This window comes from uncultured Shewanella sp. (assembly GCF_947495455.1).
In the GTDB taxonomy this organism is placed as follows: Bacteria; Pseudomonadota; Gammaproteobacteria; order Enterobacterales; family Shewanellaceae; genus Shewanella.
In genome coordinates, this window is record NZ_CANLZC010000001.1 from 81,122 (window position 1) to 102,441 (window position 21,320).

14 protein-coding genes and 1 tRNA gene are annotated in these 21,320 nt (G+C 45.4%); 10 read left to right on the top strand and 5 right to left on the bottom strand.

Annotated elements, in window-relative coordinates; translation table 11 throughout:
- The first annotated feature begins 84 nt into the window (after positions 1-84).
- The 5 genes from Q0791_RS00530 to Q0791_RS00550 are packed head-to-tail and all read left to right on the top strand — an operon-like array spanning position 85 to position 9,443.
- The gene (locus tag Q0791_RS00530) at positions 85-684 is read left to right on the top strand and encodes a hypothetical protein (RefSeq protein ID WP_299001796.1); all 600 of its coding nucleotides are present in this window, start codon (positions 85-87) and stop codon (positions 682-684) included.
- Positions 681-1,310 (top strand): hypothetical protein, encoded by a 630-nt coding sequence (locus Q0791_RS00535; RefSeq protein WP_299001797.1) that lies wholly within the window; start codon positions 681-683, stop codon positions 1,308-1,310. Before Q0791_RS00530 ends, Q0791_RS00535 begins: the two co-directional genes overlap by 4 nt.
- Entirely contained in the window at positions 1,307-1,843 is a 537-nt protein-coding gene (locus Q0791_RS00540) for a hypothetical protein (RefSeq protein ID WP_299001798.1), read from the top strand. The genes Q0791_RS00535 and Q0791_RS00540 overlap by 4 nt, the downstream gene beginning before the upstream one ends.
- The gene (locus Q0791_RS00545; RefSeq protein ID WP_299001800.1) at positions 1,836-9,050 is read left to right on the top strand and encodes a hypothetical protein; all 7,215 of its coding nucleotides are present in this window, start codon (positions 1,836-1,838) and stop codon (positions 9,048-9,050) included. Before Q0791_RS00540 ends, Q0791_RS00545 begins: the two co-directional genes overlap by 8 nt.
- Before the next feature lie 12 nt (positions 9,051-9,062).
- On the top strand, positions 9,063-9,443 hold the full coding sequence (locus tag Q0791_RS00550) for a hypothetical protein (protein ID WP_299001801.1): 381 nt from the start codon (positions 9,063-9,065) through the stop codon (positions 9,441-9,443).
- Positions 9,444-9,919: 476 nt separating this feature from the next.
- Here Q0791_RS00550 and Q0791_RS00555 read toward each other — a convergent pair.
- The 3 genes from Q0791_RS00555 to Q0791_RS00565 form a co-directional block, all read right to left on the bottom strand.
- A tRNA-Pro gene (locus tag Q0791_RS00555) sits at positions 9,920-9,996 on the bottom strand.
- 203 nt (positions 9,997-10,199) lie between these two features.
- Positions 10,200-11,996, bottom strand: coding sequence for a DUF3413 domain-containing protein (locus Q0791_RS00560; protein WP_299001803.1), 1,797 nt, complete (start codon positions 11,994-11,996; stop codon positions 10,200-10,202).
- A gap of 79 nt (positions 11,997-12,075) precedes the next feature.
- Positions 12,076-12,294, bottom strand: a complete 219-nt coding sequence (locus Q0791_RS00565) for a YejL family protein (protein ID WP_299001928.1) — start codon at positions 12,292-12,294, stop codon at positions 12,076-12,078.
- Positions 12,295-12,371: 77 nt separating this feature from the next.
- Between Q0791_RS00565 and yejK the strand changes: the two genes are divergently transcribed.
- The 3 genes from yejK (at position 12,372) to Q0791_RS00580 (ending at position 17,280) form a co-directional block, all read left to right on the top strand.
- Positions 12,372-13,400 (top strand): nucleoid-associated protein YejK, encoded by a 1,029-nt coding sequence (gene yejK / locus Q0791_RS00570; RefSeq protein WP_299001805.1) that lies wholly within the window; start codon positions 12,372-12,374, stop codon positions 13,398-13,400.
- A gap of 264 nt (positions 13,401-13,664) precedes the next feature.
- Complete coding sequence (locus Q0791_RS00575) at positions 13,665-15,800, top strand: hypothetical protein (RefSeq protein WP_299001807.1); 2,136 nt, start codon at positions 13,665-13,667, stop codon at positions 15,798-15,800.
- Between the two features lie 115 nt (positions 15,801-15,915).
- The gene (locus tag Q0791_RS00580) at positions 15,916-17,280 is read left to right on the top strand and encodes a D-arabinono-1,4-lactone oxidase (RefSeq protein ID WP_299001809.1); all 1,365 of its coding nucleotides are present in this window, start codon (positions 15,916-15,918) and stop codon (positions 17,278-17,280) included.
- A 117-nt stretch (positions 17,281-17,397) separates the two neighbouring features.
- Here the strand turns inward: Q0791_RS00580 and Q0791_RS00585 are convergent, their stop codons facing one another.
- Positions 17,398-18,744 (bottom strand): dihydroorotase, encoded by a 1,347-nt coding sequence (locus tag Q0791_RS00585; protein ID WP_299001811.1) that lies wholly within the window; start codon positions 18,742-18,744, stop codon positions 17,398-17,400.
- A gap of 236 nt (positions 18,745-18,980) precedes the next feature.
- Between Q0791_RS00585 and Q0791_RS00590 the strand changes: the two genes are divergently transcribed.
- Together Q0791_RS00590 and Q0791_RS00595 are read left to right on the top strand one after the other, a co-directional pair.
- Entirely contained in the window at positions 18,981-19,871 is an 891-nt protein-coding gene (locus tag Q0791_RS00590) for a 6-carboxytetrahydropterin synthase (protein ID WP_299001813.1), read from the top strand.
- Between the two features lie 21 nt (positions 19,872-19,892).
- Positions 19,893-20,720 (top strand): M23 family metallopeptidase, encoded by an 828-nt coding sequence (locus Q0791_RS00595; protein WP_299001815.1) that lies wholly within the window; start codon positions 19,893-19,895, stop codon positions 20,718-20,720.
- A 73-nt stretch (positions 20,721-20,793) separates the two neighbouring features.
- Here the strand turns inward: Q0791_RS00595 and Q0791_RS00600 are convergent, their stop codons facing one another.
- Positions 20,794-21,318, bottom strand: coding sequence for a DUF2062 domain-containing protein (locus tag Q0791_RS00600; RefSeq protein ID WP_299001817.1), 525 nt, complete (start codon positions 21,316-21,318; stop codon positions 20,794-20,796).
- Positions 21,319-21,320: the final 2 nt, after the last annotated feature.

The following is a 21,320-nucleotide window of genomic DNA, read 5'->3' on the forward strand; positions in this document are numbered from 1 at the left end:
GGGAGTCCCGAAACCTTTCATATCCTTAAGGCGCTAAAATCACGCCACACTAAGCCCTCACTCAGTAGCAGCGAGGGCTTTTTTTTGTTGACCTTTCCCGAGGGCATTTACCCCACATCGTGTGACTGGCGCTTAGTGCATCGCACTAAAGTGTTTACTAACCCTTATAGCAATCAAACACAAACCTTAAGTTTGCCCGGTGCCTACTGGCACGCCAAATTGCAGTTTGCCAATCTGACTCGTGCTCAAGGCCAAACTTTGCATGCCTTTGTGTCAAACATGCAGGGCATGGCGGGGCGGGTAAAACTCTTTGACCATGCTTTTAGTGCGCCTAGGGGCCATGGACGCGGCACGCCGTTTGTGAAAGGCAGTAACCAAACAGGCAATCAATTGGCGATTGATGGGGTTGAGTCAGGCACTTTTTTGCAAGCAGGCGATTATTGTCAAATTGGTGAGCAATTAGTGATTTTAACCTCTGACGCCACCGCGAGCAGTGATGGTGAGTGTGTACTGAATTTTCAAGCCGCACTTAGGCGCGCCCCTGCCGATGGCAGCCCCATCATAGTGCAAAGCCCGTGCGCCGTTATGCAGTTAAAAGATGACAATCAAGGCCTGCGGCGTTCAACCAAAAGCCGTGTGATATCCAGCTTTAGTTTGGAATTTATAGAGGATGTGAGCACATGATTAACTTTGCCACCGAGACCATGAAAACCTATTTAAGACAGGCCCATATTAGCGGTCTGCTATTAACCAAACTGGATTTTGTTTCAGGGGATGTGTGCGTGCATAGCGGTGTGGGCCAAATTGAGTATGACGGCCAAGTTTATTTGGGCGTCGGCGCACTGGGCAAAATCGGTAATGTGACCCAAAACGGCAAAGTGCAGCCCAATAAATTGAGTCTCACTTTGTCGGGTATTCCGCCCTCATTGGTCTCTACGGCGCTGACCGAAGAGTATCAAAACCGTAGCGGAGTGATTTACTTGGCCGCTTTAAATATGACTACCGGGCGGGTTCAGGCCGCGGATATTTTGTTTCAAGGCCGTATGGATGTGATGACAGTGAGTGACGGCGCTAAGGCCAGTATTAAGCTTGAAATTAACTCTCGCGGCGTGGATTGGAAAAATGCCCGCAATGGCCGTTATACCCACGCCGATCATCAAGCCCGCGAGTCCAGCGATGATTTCTTTGAGTTTGTCAGTGAAAGCACAGAGCGAGAGTTGCAATGGGGCGTGCCGGGTGGCAAATCTACCACTTCGAGCGGAGGCGGCAGTGGCAGCAGTAGCAGCGGGCGTAGGGTGAATCGAGTATGAGTATCAATATAAGTCATCCATTACCCCATAGATTAACCGCCTTTATTGATGAACATCGACACCGTGACTTTAACTGGGGTGATCATGATTGCTGTTTGTTTATTGCTGACTGGATTTTGGCGCGGGGTGACCGAGCCGATTTAGGGGACATTGGCGCTGACTATCGTGGCCAATACACGAATGCATTAGGCGCAATGCGAGCCGTTAAAACCGCAGGGTTTGATGATTTAACGGCGTTGTTTGATGCGCTTTTGGGGCCACATGTGCCGCCCCTGTTATGCCGCCGCGGCGATGTCGTGCTGATTAAACCTGATTTTACTCAAGAGCTACATACTCAAGGGCCTCAAAATACGCAAGAGCTACATACTCAAGATCCTCAAAAGAGCGCGCTTGGCATCGCAGGTGGCGATGGGGTGTGGGGCTTAAGTCAAAAGGGGGTAGTGAGTTTACCCGCAAGCAGTATTCAATATGGCTGGCCCTTGCATCTCGCATCAGAGCTTGTTCAATCACGCTTAGGAGGCCGTCATGGGTAAAGTGGTGGATGCGCTTGTTGATGGTACACCGCTGGGCAAGCTGGTCTTTGATGCGGTAGGCATAGATGCCTGGTGGGAAATCGGCGTAGGCAAATACCTGCGTGAGGCCATGATGCCTTCCATGCCCGATGATTTTGAAAACGAGGCCATGCAACAGCAGCAAATGCTGCGCTCCAGCACCGAGGCCAGACGCAGTATCTACGGCCGCGCCATGGTGTCCGGCCCTATCGTGTTTAGTGAAGAAACGGGGAACGATAACGAATATTTGCACCTTGTGCTGCCGCTGGCGAGCCATGAATGCGAGGCGGTAGACGCCATTTATTTTAATGATGAGCTGGCGTTTGAAAATAATGTGGTGCGAGCGCCCTTTAATGATCATGCACGCATTAATGTGCATTTAGGCAATCAAACCAGCGCCGATGCAGATTTAGTGAATGAGTGTGTCAACTGGACTGAGCGCCACGTGGGCCGTGGGATCACGTATCTGGCGGTGCGCTTAAAACACGATCAAGAAGTCTTCTCCAGTGGTGTGCCTAACGTTAAGGCCATAGTGCGGGGTAAGCCTGTATATGATCCCCGCAAAGACAGTACGGTGGGCGGCATGGGGTCGCACCGCTGGAATGACAGCAGCACTTGGGAATGGTCGAATAACTGGGCCTTGTGTGTGCTGGATTTTACTTTGTTTGAATCTGGCATTGGCGCGGAGATCAGCGAAATTAATTTAACGGCTTATGCGCTGGCGGCTAATGACAGCGACGAATTAGTAGAGTATGACGACGAAGGCAATAGCGAGGCTCGTTATACTTGCAATGGTACTTTTACTCAGTCTATGACTCCCGCCTCTGTGCTGGATAAATTATTGCTGGCGGGTGCTGGCATGCAAACCTATGTGTCCGGCCAATACCATTTATACGCAGGGGTGTATCAGGGGCCTGCGGTAATGGATATAACAGAAGCCGATCTTGCGGGTGAGGTATCGATTCGCTCCTTTACTCCTAGAGCCTCTTTGTGTAATGCGGTGCGCGGCACTTTTGTGGATCCTGAGAATTTTTTTCAGCCCACGGATTTTCCGCCTTACGAGTCGTCTTATTATCAAGCTCAAGATAACGGCGAGTATATCGATCATGATATCGATTTAGCCTTTACTCAGTCTATCTATACCGCTCAGCGACTGGCGAAACTTTATTTAGAGCTAAACCGTGCAGGCCAGCAACTCACCTTGAGCCTCAACATGATAGGCCTTGGGCTGGCCGTGGGTAAAGTGGTTAATGTGAACTTGCCCCGCTTAGGCATTAACAAAGCCTATTCAGTGGTGGATTGGGCCTTTGATTTTGGCAAGCCTATTAAGGTGGTGCTCAAAGAAACCCATCCCGATCTCTATGATTATGACAAGGGCAGTTACACTGCCCGAAAATTGACCCCGCCATTAAACTTGCCTAACGCCAGCAATGTGCCCACAGTGGCGGATTTAAGCTGGGAGGCCATGGGGGATGATGCCAACTGGCAAGGGCTGTTAAGCTGGAGCGCACCTGGCGGCAATAGCAGTTATCGCTATCGATTAGAAATCACTGACACAAGCGACAGGCTAGTGTATCAAGCAAGCCCTGATATCAGTCAGCATTATGTGCCTAAGCTAGATGTGGGTACCTATACATGTAAAGTGTGGGCGGTGAATTTGTTTTCCAATCGCTCCAATGTGCCTGCGATGCTCAGTATCGGTAGCGATGCGCCGCCGCCCGTAGTCGGCATAGAAGTGATTGCAGGGGCGCTGGAGCTAGTGCTTAAACCCCAAACGGCGGTACTCATTGCTAACACCACCACCTTTGAGCTACTGGGTTCGATTAGCAACGATTTTGCAGGGGCCGCTTATATAGGCTCAGGTAAAGAGATCATCTGGCCCAGTTTGCACCCTAATACTGGTTATTTTGTCTGGGCGCGAAGCAAAAATAATTATGGCGTGAGCAGTTATTTTGGCCCGCGAAATGTGCAAACCAGCTCAGATAACACCTCGTTAGTTGCGTTGTTGGGCGACAGTTTTAAAAGTTACTCCTGGTTTGCGTGGGCCGATGATAACCAAGGCACAGGCTTTACGACCAATGAAAGCCAAGGGGAAAATAAGCTCTGGATGGGCATAGCCACAGATAAAGCAACGCCTACGGCGTCAGGCAATTGGCAGGATTATACCTGGAGTAAGATCCAAACCGAGATCCCCCCGGTATTTACCCCCGAAGAAGAAACCCAGCTGGATAATATTATGGCCGGGCGCTTGCCCGATGGCAGTGATGACTTGTTAGCCCTGCAAGCAGCGCTCAATAACAGCAATTTATCTAATAACTTACTCAATGCCCAGCAATTACTTAATCAAGGCATTAGCGCCTTTGAGCTGGGCGGCGAAACCCCCGCGGGGGCGCTGCTTAAAGCCCAAACCGCGCAAACCAATGCGATTCATACGGCACTTGAAACCGCTAAAGGCGATCCGCTATTAAGCAATAACGTGACGGAAAATAACGTTACTCGCATTGCTCGCCCCCAAGGCGGGACTTATAGCCTGCGTGAATATAATGCTTTGGGAGCAATTAAGATCACTCTGCCTGTGTGGTACAGCAGTACCATGCTGAGCTTTTACGTGGATGTGTACGATTACCGAGAAGGTAAGAGTTTTTCTTTATATGTAGCAGGTTATAACTATGGGGCCACGCCCACATGGAAGCAGCACACGGCCAAAATTATTGGCGACAGTCAAAGTGATCATGCGGTGCGCTTTGGCGATGATGGGGAAAAATGCTGCATTTGGATAGGGGACGCTAACAGTCTGTTTTATTATCCAAAAGTAGCCGTGCGGGATGTGCAAGCAGGTTATTCAAACTATGACATTGACACTTGGGCCACAGGTTGGCAAGTATCACAAGTTACCATTTTTGATAATGTGCAGCATGTGCTAACCGATAACATTATCGGCAGCGATATGGCTCAATTAAAAGCCAGTGCCGCCCAAGCCGCCGCCGAGAGTTATGCGGCTGCCAAGGCCAATGTGGTTGAAACCACCGCCGCCGCTTATGCTGACGGCAGAGTCGATGCAGCCGAACAGCGCGCCATTGAAGATGCCACCGCCAAGGCCGAAGCAGCCAAACAAGCCGCCATTAATGCTGCGGCCTTGGATGCCGAGGCCAAAGCTCAGGCTGCACAGACTGCTGCCGAAAGTTACGCGCTGGCCAAAGCGGCCCTTGCTGAAACTACTGCTAAGGCCCATGCCGACGGCAAAGTGGACGCCGAAGAAGCCCGAGCGATAGCCGATGCTACGGCCAAAGCCGAGGCCGCCAAACAAGCGGCCATTAATGCCGCTGCGTTAGATGCCGAGGCCAAAGCTAATGCAGCACAAGCTGCCGCCGAAAGTTATGCCCTTGCAAAAGCCAACTTGGCTGAAACCACAGCAAAAGCTCACGCCGATGGCAAAGTGGATGCCGCCGAACAGCGAGCCATTGAAGATGCCACGGCAAAAGCTGAGGCCGCCAAAGCACAGGCCATAGCCGCTGCGGCACTGGATGCCACCGCTAAAGCCGACGCTGTGTATCAAGCGGCTCTGGATAACCCGCTTTTAAGCAATGTGGCCTATATGCGCACTCAAGCCAACTTTTATATGGAGTCCGGCTTAACGGGCTATAGCCATGGGTTTGTGGGCCCTGCTAATGAGTTAGTGTCGATCCCCGAGTCTGACACCGCGCAAGTGATAAAGGCCGGGCAATATGGGGGCAATGTCCTGCGCTTAACGGGAGAGCAATATGTGTTCACCATTGGCGCTTTTCCTGTGGATACGGCCAAACGTTATAAAGTGAAATTTACCGTGCGCCAGCATCAAGACAGTGAACAAAGTAAAATCTATGCGGGTGTCGTGACACTGGATGCGAACTATGCATTTATTTCAGGTGGCGCAGGCACCCATAGGTATTGCGGCATATCCAGTGTGATCCATGAAAGTGATGGCTTTTGCACCTTTGAAGGTAGCATCACAGGCATTGGCGATGCACACGATAATTTCAGAGCGGGCACTGTGTATGTGCGCTTGGTGGCTATCGTCAATTATCGTAATGGCACGGGCATCGCCGATATTGACGAGCTGAGCTTTTATGAGATGACGGCCCAAGGGGATCTCATTGATATTGGCATGGAAACCGTCAGCGGCTCCCAAGCGAAAGCCCAAGCGGCGCAAAGTGCGGCTGAAAGTTATGCCTTAGCCAAAGCCGAACTTGCTGAAATCACAGCTAAAGCCCACGCCGACGGCAGAGTGGACGCCGAAGAAGCCCGCGCCATTGCCGATGCCACAGCTAAGGCGGAAGCGGCGAAACAAGCGGCGATAAGCACTGCTAAGGATGATGCGAGCGCTAAGGCGGAGACGGCCAAAATAGAGGCCCAAGAATATGCACTGGCCAAAGCGGCCCTTGCTGAAACTACTGCTAAGGCCCATGCCGACGGCAGAGTGGATGCCTCCGAGGCCCGAGCAATAGCCGATGCCACCGCCAAGGCCGATGCCGCCAAACAAGCCGCCATTAATGCCGCCGCGTTAGATGCCGAGGCCAAAGCTCAAGCGGCTCAAAGTGCGGCTGAAAGCTATGCCTTAGCTAAAGCCGAACTGGCAGAGACCACAGCAAAAGCCCATGCCGATGGAAAAGTGGATGCCGAAGAAGCCCGCGCCATTGCCGATGCGACGGCCAAGGCCGAAGCAGCCAAACAAGCGGCCATTAATGCCGCTGCTTTAGATGCAGCCGCTAAGGCTAATGCTGCACAAGCCGCCGCTGAAAGTTATGCACAAGCCAAAGCTAATTTGGCTGAAATCACAGCAAAAGCCCATGCCGACGGCAGAGTGGATGCCGAAGAGCAGCGCGCCATTGAAGATGCCACCGCCAAGGCGGAAGCGGCGAAACAAGCGGCCATTAATGCCGCCGCGTTAGATGCTGCCGCTAAGGCTAATGCTGCGCAAAGTGCGGCTGAAAGCTATGCGCTTGCCAAAGCTAATTTGGCTGAGACCACAGCAAAAGCCCACGCCGATGGCAAAGTGGATGCCTCCGAGGCCCGTGCCATTGCTGATGCCACAGCTAAGGCGGAAGCGGCTAAACAAGCCGCCATAAATACTGCGGCGCTGGATGCCACAGAGAAAGCGGATGTCGCGGAAGCGGCTGCAAATTTAAATACGTATCATATGACCAAAAAATGGACGCGAGAGTATCATGCGTCTTTAACGAATCATGATCCTTTGCTTTTTCATGACGGCAGCAGTTTGCCCATCCTTTACCCCGATACCAGTAATGTGAAGGCCCAATATTCAGTGACTTTAGTGACAGTGGGAACGGGGACTGTGACTAAAACCGTGGGCGTGTTGTCATGGACGGGATCGGCGTGGCAATGGACATTAATTTCAGCCTTAGGCTCAGCGTCAAATCATCCGCGCATTATCGTTAATGGCAGCGCTGCGCCTGTGGTGGCGACTTGGCATAACTATACCTACCGCATTTCAGTGGCCATGGAATGGGATTGTGTGTCTACTAACCTTGTTCGCGCCGGAATGGTTGAGTCTAATGCGATCGCGGCTGAGCAGTTGTACGTTAATAATGCGTTGATTGAAAAGCTGATTGCCGAAAATGGCCTTTTTTTAACATTACAAGCGCAATTGGCCATGTTTGGCGGCCTAGCCGCCGAGGCCATTGCCGCCAATGCTATTACCACTGAAAAGCTCCACGTGACGGCACGCAATCTAGTGAATAATTTTACTATGACAGGCCATTGTGAGGGCTGGTCGTTTGCTAATAGTGATCTGGCATCGGTGACCTATTTAGGGAGGGAGGTATTAGGGGCACGGTTTGTCTCATCAAGTAATGTAATAAGATATTCAGACTATTTTGATGTTGATCATAATAAAGTCTATGAGGTGAATATCAGCGTGTACCGGGCATCGGGCGGTAGCACGGGGAATCGCTATTTGGGGATACATGCCAGAGGTGGCACAGAGGGCTATGATACTGTATTGCGGTATTATGCCAGCACCCGTGGGTTTCATTCTGAAACCAATAACCCCTATTTTTGGGGGGGAGATGTCAGTACAGGCCAGTGGCGAGTCATGAAAGCTTATATTATCGGCGCCAATGTTGATCCTATGACTGTACCTGACACGCAAAATGTCTCCTATATTATTCAGTTAAAAGCCGATACCACCCAAGTGCGCCTGCGTATGCTCAATTGGGGTAATGATGGCACACAAACCACTGATTATTGGGTTAACCCCTCTGTCACAGAAATGGGTAGCGGAGTGATATCCGCCAATCAATTACTGGCTAATGACGGTTTATTTAATACATTAAAAGCCAAATTAGCCGCCTTTGGCGGCCTGACGGCGAACGAGATAAAAGCCGACAGTGCCCTTATTAATAAACTGGTGGGCAGTAGTGCTTTATTTAATAGCCTGCAAGCCCGCCTCGCCACGTTCGGCGGCCTCACAGCCAACAGTATTGCCGCGGGGGCCATCCTTGGTGAGCACATCAAAGCGGGGGAAAAAATAACGAGTCCCATATTGGAAGGTGGGGAAATTCGTTTAATCGGTAGCACTCACATGGAAGTCACCGCCGCCACCCCCTTTGGCCCTGACGACCTTATTCAATGGTATGGCCCTAAGCTCATGAGTGGCTCAAACCCTAACTGGAACGCCCTTAAAAAATCCAACGCCATTAATTACAAAGATGACAGAGGCAACTGTCACTTTGGTGGCACTTTGTCGTCAGGCACATTGAAAAACGAAGGCACCACAACAGTAAAAAGCCGTTATACAGTGAACTCATACCCGCTCACTGTAGGGCCGTTTTCCACATCCGGACGCACTAAATCTGTGGTGTTCTCTTATGACATGTCAGGAGCGGGACGTTCCAATTCAGGCAGTGTGACCACGCCAAAACTAGGCTGGCAATTACAACGCCGTTTGGGCACTGGCAGTTGGTCAACGCGCACCAGTGGCACCTTTAACGGTACCAGTGGTTCTACTTATATGCCTGAGTTTAGTCAATACGCGACGTCGGAATCATGCAGCGGCTCAACCACTTATACTGACACTAGCTCAAGCACCGAAGACTTTACTTACAGAATAAAAGTTACCAGCTACGCCCGCCACCACGGGGATAGCAATGTCAATAAGCAATATTTAACCATCATAGCAATAGAGCAATAAAAGGAGAGCAACATGGCGCTAAATATGCCCAGCATCGACATGGCCAGCGGAATAACGGTTAATAATCCCTGTTTAGTCATCAGTCAGTTATCAACCAGCAATAATTTGTCATTGAGTGAAACCCTAGACAATAGCAATGAGCTGGCGATAGTCGAAGGCGGCGCACACATCTGTACCTTTCAGTTAAGTGTATTTGCCAGCGAGCAAGCCATCGGCGAGGACAGGCCACCCATAGACCAAGTGCGTGACGGCTATAACATTCATATCTATCAAATCAGACTCGAGGATGAGTTATACACCGACATGACACCCAGAGAGGCGGCGTATTCTTACCTTAAAACCTTAGACGAGTACAGCACAGCCACAGAAAGCACGGAGATCACCACGATTTAACTTGTTTAATCACGATTTGAAGATGATTTAATGACGATTTAAAAAGCCGTTTAACTCACATTAAACGGCTTTTGATGGTGAATTGGACAATGAAAAGGAAGAAAGTTTAAAACAAAGAGAAAAATTTACTTTCTAGTTTAAGTACGCTAACTAGAAAGCTACTTTCTAGTTTAACTTTCTACTTTCTAGTTATATTATATATTATAAAATCAATAACTTAAGTCTTATTGCTCAAATGGGGCATAAATACTAACTAGAAAGTAAATATAAAGATTTTTGCTTTAGTGTTCGTTCTAACGCTATGTTAAGTAAGAAAAAGAAACCTTGTGTCGACATTTTTAATCAGTCTCATTTCATGCGAACTTTTGTCTCATTTCATGCGATCCGCTACAACTCTTGTCTCATTTCATGCGACCCGCTACAAGAAAGTGGCAATAAAAAAGCCTATCTAGAAGATAGGCTTTTTTATTTAAATGTGGTCGGTATGAGAGGATTCGAACCTCCGACCCCTGACACCCCATGACAGTGCGCTACCGGGCTGCGCTACATACCGATTTTTCAACCAACACATCAGGTACTATCGTTAGTAATGGGGGCTGTGTTGGTGTGAGACGCACTTTATCAAGAGGGGCATAGTAGCGCAAGTAATAAATGTAAATTATTGAGTCGATTGCTTAGTTTATAGTCTTAAGCGATGTTTTTGAAGATTAAATCCCCAGTCATATTAGGTGGCAGTCCATGACTGGGGGGAAGTGATTAATGATTATGAAAACGTTGACTCTCATCCATGACTTGAATGAGATCCTGAGCTTGCATTTTCTTGTTTAATCGTGACCGATAATTTTTATCATAAATGCGATATTTACCATGACGATTAATGACAGTAATTTCATTTTTTTGATAAATAGCAAAAATGCGATTGTCGCCAACATAGACCCAAGACTCTTTACTGGGTTGGGTTAATGTCCGCCCTGCACTGTAATCACTGGCAGGGTTGCTACAGCCCAATACTTGAGACATGAGTGTGGGGACGAGCCCATAGTGACTAGTACGATAAGGGACAATATTGGGGATCTTTTGATTTGGCCAGTGAATAACAAAGGGCACTATCACACTCTGTGGCATCAAATTGACTCTTGCTTCGTTACTGTTGCTGGTGAGCATTTTGCCCGTCGCGCCAGTAATGATGACTAGCGTATCACTTGGGACATTTTTCAGTATGACTTTCAATTGGTCGTCGATAAAGTTTAAAGATTGACGATATTGGTTGAAAAGGACTTTTTGAGCCGGTTTTAATGCGACATCTGATTTGACCGTTTTAATGCCTAAAAATCCTACTGGAGTATCATAGCTATCGGGAGCGGTTAAATTAACGAGTGCAAACCAAGGCGCTGTTTGTTCACTTTGCCACTGTTTGAAGTGTTTGATGGTGTTTAAATCAGATTCCGCTGCGCCATTCATGCTACTTGATGGGATTAAGGTAAAGTCATCAAAAATAGCTTGTGGCTGGATAGCGAGTGAGCGACCACTAAAGAGGCCGAGTTGATAGCCTTGTTGTTTAAAGGTTTGTGTCATTAACGGGCTTTGATAATGAAGATCATTAGCGGAAATATAATTGCCTTGTAGGCCATATAACAGTGAAAACATGCCGCTATCAAATTGATTTCCACCACTTAAATGATTGGTATAGTTTTGGTTTTTCTCGCTGTATTGGGTAAAGAAAGGCATGGAGTATTTATCGACAATATCGGCACGGAAACTGTCTATAGCAATAAATAATACATTGCTTTTGCCATAACTTGCGCCGGCACTGTGGCACTGTAATGGACTAATGGGGTAGTTGAGGCTGCTTTTTCTAGGGTTTTGTGGATCATGTTTTGAATTACTATCAATGCCGTAGCTTTCCATTAAAGAGCGAGCAGTGGCGGGATAGGATACGGGATAAGCATCATCAAAACGGGTGATTTCGGTCATATCGGTGGCATCCCCCCAAATATGGATCAGATGACTGCCAATAAAACAAATACCAATAAAAGCGACGACTTTATTGCCTAAGTTCTTTTTACTGATTTTGTGAATGCGCTTCCAAATAAAGTTAGCGGCAACTAACTCTAAGATCAATATACCAATGGGCGTGACAATATAGGATGTGCCTCGCAGTAAGGCATGCAGGTTTGCCCAAGCTAAATCAAAGACGAAAGGACTCAGGTGTAAGCCATAATCGTCATAAATGATAGTGTCATAGAGAAGGAGGCAAAGTCCTAAGGTGGCGAGTACTGCAGCAAGGCCTCGTAGGATCTTGGAATAGGGCAATAATAAAGTGATGGGAAATAAGCAGACTAAGTAGACAATAAAAGCTAAAAAACTAAATTGTCCTACGGTAAGCAAGAACAAATAGCCCCAACCAACTATAGTGTCTGGGTAGCCGACATTTTCAAGATAACGCAGGCCGACTATCATGGCTAAAAAACCATTGAAGCAGGCAAACCAATGTCCCCAGTTGACTAAATGCGAGACGCGATCACGTCCCATTTGTTTTTCTCGCTCGACCATATTCATCCGTTTCAGTTATATAAAATGAGAGAACTGGACAATCATAGTAACCTACCCAGTCTCACATATGTACTTAATATTAGTTATTTTTCACTGAGTTTGATAGTGCTTTTGCAAATTGTTCGGTCACTTCAGTTCTTGCTTCCGCTGGGACTTTGCTGGTCAGTAAATGGGTAACGCAATTGCCCAGTGCCATGAGTGACAGATCGGTAGGTGATTGATGTTTATCAAGTACTGCTAATAATTCAGCAATGATAGATTCAACTTGTGTGTTAGTATATTTTGATTGGATAGCCATAATATAAAAATGTTTCACTTTTAATTCAATTAGCGGCATATAATAACGGATTTCTTCTATTATCACTATCGAGGCTTATGAGTATTCACGTCGAACAAGCAATTATTCATGCAATTTCTCAAAATAATGAGGGGCAACTCAGTTGTCGATTGCGTCCACAACCTTTATTAAACAGTCAAGCCGTTGAAATTATGCTTGATGAACTGCATCAAACTTATACCAGTAAAGCGGGCAAAGGCTTTGGTCATTTTGGTATTGCCGGTGAAGACGGTGAAGCGAATCCGGCTTTTGAAAATGCGTTAACGGATTACCGTTCTGGTGAATTGGGCTTTGTTGAGTTTTCAGGTCTTGCCAGTCGGTTACTGCAAGAGGAGTTGTCAAAGTATGATTTCAGTCAAGGGGGGTTTTTACTGCTATCTTGTTATACCTATATGACCAGTGACTACTTATTTGTATCGCTACTTAACGCAAAATCATCCATGACAGTATTAGACGATATGGAGCTGTCGGAGAACACCCATTTAGATTTGAACAATGTGCAATTAGCGGCGCGTATTGATTTAACAGAATGGCAGGCGGATAAAAGCTCACGCAAGTACATTTCTTTTGTGCGAGGGCGAGCGGGACGTAAAGTGGCAGACTTCTTCCTTGATTTCATGGGTTGTGTGGAAGGAGTGAATACTAAAGCGCAAAATAAGTCGCTTTTAACGGCGGTTGAAGATTTTGTCGCCAGTAGTGAGCTGACAAAAGATGAGCGTCAGCAAACTCGTGAACGAGTTTTTGATTATTGCAGTGAGCGTTGCGACAGTGGCGCGGATATTGAAATTAAAGACTTAGCGGATGAGCTTGCGGATCAAGGCATGGAGTCATTTTATGATTTTGCTCAAGGGGGGGATTATGCTCTGGAAGATGAATTTCCGGCAGATAAGCCTACTTTAAGGCAATTGAAAAAGTTCTCCGGTACAGGCGGTGGAGTGAGTTTGAGTTTTGATGGTACGCATTTAGGAGAGCGAGTCATATATGACCCCATTTCTGACACCATCATGATTAAAGGTGTACCCGCTAATTTAAAAGATCAGCTAGATCGCCGCTTAAAGGGGGAATAGAGGTTATTTTAATGGGGCAATGTAAAACAACGGTAGGTTGTTTTACTGCCCGCATTGAGTGATGGTGATAGGTTGCAAATGATGATTTATTTCAAAAGAAATCAATTATCTTGCTGTTTATTTAATAACAATTAATTAAAAAGTAAACTTATAGCATCATTTGAGTTAATGATTATGACTTGGTGATAAAAAACCTTAGGTTTATCGATAGTAGGCTGGTATAAAACTTTCTCTTAAATGAATTAAGTTTAAGGTGATTTACTTTTGTCTGCAAAATCTTGTCATTTCTTTACGTTGAAGTCTGCCATAAATGCATTGATGGGGGCCTGTTTAACCTTTGGCGGCTTGCAAAGTACCATTGCTGGTGAGGAAAATAAAGAGCAATACTTTTCAAAGACGTATTTTGTTCAGTCAATCACGGATACATTAGCCAATCCTGAGACTCATGAACTGGCGACTCAATCAGGTGATCGATTAGAAGTGATCGATAACTCAAATGCACCTTGGTTGTGGGTGAAAAATGATCAAGGTGAAATAGGGTATGTGTATACCGATGATTGTATTGAAATACAGGAGCAATCTCTACTTGCCGATGCCGATGCCGATGCCGATGCTGATGCCGATGTTGATGCAACGTTGGCCTTACTCAATGCTCTGGATGACACATTCCTTGAAGAGACTGATGTTGATGCTACATTAGCCTTGTTAGATTCTATGGATGAGTCATTCGCTGCTCCAGTTAAAGGTTTAGAGAGTGTCGACGAGTTTGAACCTGGTTTCAATCAATTAAAGGGCATGGCATCGACACAGCAAGCTGTGCAATATCAACCAGATGATAATAACGTACTATTAGTGCATGAGAATGTAGTGCATGAGAATGCAGCGCATGAGGATGTTGATTTTCCCTTTAGTGGCAATGCAGCTGTTGACCTTGAGCAAGCTGTCAATGTTCATGATGAGGGGCAGCTTGTTAGGGAAGTTGTTTTTGATTATAAAACACTGGCAAGATTCACTCAGCAGGAATATGAAGATTGGTGGGAAGGGGAAGATAGCCTTGCCGAAAATTATAATGCGGCTTTTCCTGAAGAAGTGGTATCAGAGCAAAAAATGCTTGATAGCATCTCAGTGAATTTAATTTGGCTTGGAAAAAGAGAAGTTGCCGATAATACCTTTGTGTTCCCATCTGAAAGAGAGGGGCTTCCCATTGCGCCTTATATTCAGGATTGGGTAGAAAAAGGTTATAAGATCAATGTGTGGTTTGATAAACAGGTATCGAGTGTGAGTCAAATTACTCAAACAGAAGATTTATTTAGACGCTTGACTGAAGATGCCAATCAGCCATTGACACATGTGTCTTTAAAGGACATTTGGACTCTGGACAGCGTACGTCAACATGCAGATTTTTTCACGTCAAATGCGAACAATACGGCGCCCGTTTATTTACGTGCCGATATGATAAGGTTAATGATTTCACTGAATGAGCTCAAATTGGAAAATGGGCCTCGTTATTCAGTTTATGCGGATCTTGATGTGAAAGCGTTACCTGTTAGCGTGTTGATGAGTAAAGATCAACAAACATTACTCGATAATATTGGTATGGTCACAGCCCGTGGTGGATTGAATCTGGATATGGAAAATGCGTTTCATGTGGCGGCTAAAGATATGGATGTGATTAATGCATTATCCCTAACGATTGAGGCCAATTTTGCGCGTTTTGAACAAAAGACTGCCAAAGAGCAACGCACATCGGGTCAACAAGTGTACCCCAGTTATCGAGGCTTGTTTGAGTATTTGTACGTTCAAAAAGGTTATGGCCATTTCTTTCATTTTAATGGTGAATCAAATGATGAGCTGTCATTTGATGAAGCTATTGCTTTTTATGCGACTAAACATAATCGAGAATATCAAAATACTTTTTCTGCAGCCTTTAGTTGGTGTGATGACATGACAGATGCATTTCACACTATGATGTTAAAAGATGTCCTAAAAGATCATTTACGTCATCATTTAAATAGTATTGTGATCTACAATACCTATGTGGATGAGTATACTGCAATAGCAGACACGTATGAGGCGTTATCTCAAAAGATTGAGCAACTGACTGTTAAGCAATTGGCGATGGATGAGGAAGCTGAAAAGAGTGATATATGGAATGATGCACTGCAAGCGCAATATGATCAATTAGAGTTTGAGATTGATGGCGCTAAAGCAAAGCAAAAACAGTTGAAAAAAACCAATAAGAAATTGAGGCGCTTTTTATCTGCAAGACGTAAGCTGGAGTTAGAAAAGCAAAAGTTGATAACACTGAAAGAGAAACCTGACAGCTTTACCCCACCATTTATGTGGATCCCTAAAATGACAGTAGATCGCCCAGCATCAAAAAATGATGGCTATAATTAAGCAATAAAAGATAAAAAACCAAGCAATATGCTTGGTTTTTTCGTTCAGCTTTCAATCAATGGACTTTGAAATGAGCGGGATCAGGGTAGACGAGAATAGCTTAATCTGAGAGTGAATGATGTCGAATCATAGCACGGAGTGGAAAAACTGGTCTGGCAATCAAACTTGTCTTGTTGAGGCCTTTTACCAACCTAAAACGGAAAAGGAATTGGTTGAGAAAGTTAGAGAGTCAATTAATGAGAATAAAAAAATTCGAGTGGTAGGAAAGGGACATTCTTGGGCGCCGCTACTCTCTGACGCTGACATTATCATTTCTCTTGAAGATTATAATAAGCTTAGGTTTCAAAACAATGAACATAAGACCTTAGAAGTACAGGCTGGCATGTCTTTGGCTGAATTTGCCCAGCACGCTTATGATTTAGGCTGGATGCTACCTAACATGCCTAACCTCGATGTTCAGCATATGGGCAGTATTTTAATGACAGCCACTCATGGCGCGGGTGCTCAAGAATCCATCATTGCTGAGCATATCATTGCTTGTCGTTTTATTGACGGGCAGGGAAATATCGTTGAGCTCAAAGAAGGCGATGAGGCTATGCGCGCCATGCGTTGTTCTTTAGGTGGAGCAGGCATTGTTTCCACGCTTACAGTCCGCTGTGTTGATGTGTGTCATGTCAATCAAGAGTGCGTGTTGATGCATGATGATGTTTGGATAGCAGATTATACCGAGCTTAATATGCGTCATGATCATTTTGGCATTTATTGGTTTCCCCATACAGGTAAGGCCTTAGCCTGTCTTTCCAATAAGCAAGCGCCGATCTGTGCTGATTTAGGCGTTACAGACATAGGATCTCGTGGTCGTCGCTGGTGGGATTGCTGGTCTGAAAAGGCTTTATTTTTAACACATTATTTAGCTTTACATCAGCCTTGGATGACGCCTTTTTTGCAGCGCTTACTGGTTAAAATGTTTTTTAGAAACAGGTGGGAACTCGGGCCTTTACATAAAGTGCTTACCGAGCCTCATAACCAAAAACTCTACAGTTGTGAGTATGCCTTTCCCGTGGATGTCGCTTTGAAAGTGATCAAGCACCTAAAGCAATTGAGCGATGATCATGAACTGTTTTTACCTGTATTGTTTGATATTCGCGCAATAGCGCCGGATAAAAACTATCTGAGTTTAGCTCATGATCACGCTGTGGTTTGTCTAGGTGCAGTTATTTTTACCGATTTTGAACAGATCCCTGATGTGCTTTATTCTGTAGAGGCGGTCTATAAGCAATATGGTGGTAGGCCTCATTTGGCTAAGGTGTATACCCTTGATGATGTTTATATCCGCTCTCAGTATCCTCAGTTGGATCATTTTCGAAACAGACTGAAAAAATGGGATCCTAAAGGGGTTTATTTAACGGAACATCTTCAAAAAATACTCACTTTATCAGCGAAGGAAATGGCTGAAGAAGAAAAGGGTAACTCTCCTTAAGTCTCGGTGATTTGAGCGCGGCTTTAACATGTTATTAGCCTGTACTGGCATTAGCACTACAATTTCCAACAAAAAGAATGCCAGTGTTACTTCACTGGCATTTTTGTTGAGAGGGGCTTATCGGTTAAAGGTTAGTTTCTGTCCAAAGGTATTATCGATAAACTTCTCACCGTCAAATAGATGGTTACCGTTGACCCAAGTGCCTGCAATGCTACCTGCAAAAGTGTGGCCTTCAAAAGGAGTCCAACCACAATGATAGCGAGTATTGTCTTTTGTTGCGGTAAAGGGGCTGTCGAGATCAATGAGGACTAAATCGGCAAAATAGCCTTCACGTAAGTAACCTCTGTCTTTGATTTGATAGCGCTCTGCCACGGCATGGCTGGTTTTCTGAACAATTTTTTCTAGGCTAAAATGACCTTGAGCATGTAAGTCCAGTAGTGATAATAAGGCATGTTGCACTAACGGCACGCCAGCTGGCGCCTTAAAATAACTTTCTGCTTGCTTTTCATCCCAAGTATGGGGGGCATGATCGGTGGCGATAATATCGATAACATCATCTTTGACCGCTTGGATCAGGGCGTGTTGATCACTTTGCTTTTTAACGGCGGGGTTACATTTTATTTGAGTGCCTAAACGTTCATAGTCGCTGTCATTAAAGGTTAAGTGATGTACGCAAACTTCCGCAGTGATATTGGCATCTTTCAATTCGCTTAATGTTTTACCTGCTTTAAATTGGTAAAGTTCATCAGCTGTGGTTAGATGTAATACATGTAACCTAGCTTGGTGTTTTAACGCCAATTCGGTGGCCAATTGTGAGGATTTTAAACAGGCTTCGCGAGAGCGAATTTCACCGTGAAGGCGCATGGGAATATTGTCCCCATATTGCTCACGAGCTTTGGCTTCATTGTCAGCAATCATGGGGGAATCTTCGCAGTGAGTGACAATCAGCACTGGCGAGTATTTAAAAATACCTTCTAGTGTTTCTGGATTGTTGACCAACATGTTACCAGTTGATGCCCCCATGAAGATTTTAACGCCGCAGGCTTCATTGGGATCCAGATTTTTAATTTCATCTAAATTATCATTGGTGGCGCCGAGATAAAAACTAAAATTTGCCAGTGAGCTTTGTTGAGCTCGATTATACTTATCTTGTAGGGCTTGGTAATTGGTTGTTTGTGGGTTGACGTTGGGCATTTCCATAAAGCTGGTGATCCCCCCTGCCACTGCGGCTCTTGACTCTGTGGCTATGGTGCCTTTATTAGGGAAACCTGGCTCTCTGAAGTGAACTTGATCGTCAATCATGCCGGGTAATAAATACTTGCCTTTTGCATCAATGACTTTCATTTCTGACGTCGGTGGAATATGTGGGGCAATTTGGCTGATCCGGCCATGTTCAATTAACAGATCTTGCGATGAGATTGTACCTTCGTTAACCAATTGAGCATTGCAAATAAGGGTTTTCATAGGCTACCTGAGTTGAAGAGTTAATTTTTATGTCTAAGACATCCATATAATACTCGAAAAAAGCAAGGGGATCATATTAAAATAGGCGATTCGCCTTTACGTTATAAGACATTGTCTCGATTTTTGTCATAACTGTGTGTTTTATGGGTGTGGTGGGTTATTTTACATTTTTTTGCCTTTTGGCCATTGCTGAATGGGCGTGAATAGGTAGACTGTTTTTCTGCCTGGGAGTTTCAATGCAATTGTTTGTTAAAGATTTAACCGTCATCGATTTTTCGTATTTGTGTGCAGAGCGTGGCATGGTGGGGGAAAGTTGGATTGTGGATGTTGTGCTCAGTGGTGGGCTTGATGAGCAAAATATGGTGTTGGATTTTGCTAAAGTTAAACGCAAGATCAAAGATACCATTGATGATATTGCTGATCATCGTTTATTGATCCCCACCGCATGCAGTGAAGTGCGCTGGCAACAACAAGGCGATAGAGTGTGGATGGACTTTACCAGTGCTAAAGGGGATATTCACTTAGCGTGTCCCGAGCAGGCATTTGCCCTGATTCCCAGTGAAGCCATTACCTTTGATAGCGTGAATAGTTTTTTAAAGCAAGCCTTAACTCAAGTGTTGCCAAATAATGTTGAAGGGATGACATTGACTTTACGTAACGAGGAGCATGCGACACCTTTTTATCATTACAGTCATGGGCTTAAAAAGCATGATGGTAATTGCCAGCGTATTGCACATGGTCACCGTAGCCCGATCCATATTTATGAAAACGGCATGGCAGCGACGCAATGGGATGATTATTGGGCAGCACGTTGGCAGGATATTTATTTAGGCAGTGAAGAGGATATTGTTCCGATTGAGACACTTTCTTTGTCAGTGCAAACACAAGTATCTGATAAAACACACTACGGATTTCATTATCAAGCGCCTCAAGGGGATTTTCAACTGGCTATATCAAAGACCTGTTGTGATATTATCCCTCATGATACGACGGTGGAGTTACTTGCCGATTTTATTGCCAATACATTGAGTGAAAAAGTGCCCACGAGTCATTTCAAAGTCGTTGCGTTTGAGGGGGTCGGTAAAGGCGCGATTGTCGAGAAAGGGCCTGTGGCTGAGTCGATTTAAATAACAATAAGGGGATGCTGGATGCGCCAAATCTGCTTTTTTATACTCATGGATCTGTGTTTGATCCCAAAAGTGTTTGCGAGTGTGCAATTGTTTGGTGAAGTGCAACCTGGCGCTGTGATCCGTGCTAAAACGACGCCCGGTACTCAGGTATTTTTAAATGATAAAGCCATTAAAGTGACACCGAATGGCCAGTTTGTTTTTGGTTTTTCAAGGCAGCCGGCATTATCCCAATCTTTACGTTTAGTGTATCCTGATGGCTTGTCACAAAGGGTGCCTTTGACTCTCAAGGAGCGTGAATATCAAATTCAACGAGTGAATGGGATCAGTCAGAAAATAATGAAGCCGGATCCTAAAGCGCAAAAAAGAGCGGCTAAAGACAGTGCAGACGTGAAAGCCGCTAGAGCCACTTTTAGCGCAGATTTAGGGTTTACTCAAGATTTTATTTGGCCTTTAACCGGCAGAATTTCAGGCGTCTATGGCAGCCAGCGAGTCTATAATGGTAAACCCGGGACACCCCATTATGGCGTTGATGTGGCGGCTAAGACGGGAACGCCTGTTGTGGCACCAGCAGACGGCACCATTAGCTTGTCTGTGAAAGATATGTTTTATTCTGGTGGCACCTTAATTATTGATCATGGTTATGGCCTGAGTTCTAGCTTTTTACACTTGAGTAAACTGTATGTCAAAGTGGGCGATAAGGTGAAACAAGGCCAACCGCTTGGTGAGGTGGGGGCGACAGGACGAGCGACGGGGCCACATCTGGATTGGCGAATAAATTGGTATCAAATGAGGCTTGATCCTACAAGCATTGTGCCATCGATGGCCAGTGTTTTAGCCAAAAAATAGTCGTGTTTTTCGTGAAGCATTTTTCATAAAGAATAAGAAAACCAGAACATATGTTCTGGTTTTTTTAAATGATTTATTTTCGAGATAAGGTTTTACTGTTTCGACTTTTCCATTTCAAAATAATTGAATATCGCCACATTCCCTTGATTAAAATATAGCTACTGGCCGAAAAAATAATGCCTAAAGTGAGGCATCCCACAAGGAAAGGGGGGCCTATGGTGCCGATAGAAGACTCAATCCAATGCCAGCTGGCTTCAAAAGCAAAAGGTCGCTCATGGTAGCCTAAAATCTTTGTGCCTAAAATATAGGCGCCGTAAAACATAAATGGCATGGTTAATGGGTTGGTTATCCAGACAAGCGCGACAGCGACAGGGATATTGACATTAAACACAATAGCCAGCGCTGCAGCCAATACCATCTGAAAAGGCATAGGGATCCAGCCGACAAAAAGACCCACAGCAAATGCGCCAGGCGCAGAGCGTCTATTTAATGCCCATAAATTGGTTTTATGAAGCAATTTGCCAAAGATGCGTAAATGTTTATGATTTTGCAATACTTCAGGCTTTGGCATAAACCTTTCTATTAATTTTTTTGGCATAT